The organism is Bacillus sp. SIMBA_005, assembly GCF_046535585.1.
GTDB classification, from domain to species: Bacteria; Bacillota; Bacilli; order Bacillales; family Bacillaceae; genus Bacillus; species Bacillus pumilus.
The window spans coordinates 1-297 of the sequence record NZ_JAWRWI010000211.1 but is presented as its reverse complement, the minus strand read 5'-3'; the positions used below and the strand labels follow the sequence as shown (position 1 = coordinate 297).

1 protein-coding gene is annotated in these 297 nt (G+C 65.0%); it reads right to left on the bottom strand.

Annotated features, from left to right (window positions below):
* Window positions 1–297 (bottom strand): ABC transporter substrate-binding protein (locus tag SB660_RS19815; protein ID WP_410583981.1); only part of this gene is annotated, 297 nt, incomplete at both ends.

Here is a 297-nt window from a genome sequence, read left to right as displayed (position 1 = left end):
AGGTGAACACCACGTCCTGGAACTCCGGGTGCGCCTCGGCGGCGGCGGCGATCGCGGCGTCGGCCTCGTCGAGCAGGACCTGTGCTTCCTCCTCCTTGTCGAGGATCGATCCGATCGTGAGGGTGAGCTCTTCGCGATCCGACGCCCACATCGATTCGGCGAATCCGACGGTCGGGGCGATCTCGGAGAGACGCTCGTAATCGGTCTCGGTGATCCCCGAGTGGTTCGCGAGGATCACATCCGGTCCGAGGGCGAGGATCTGCTCGAAGTCGTATTCCGCGGCGTCGGTGAAGGAGA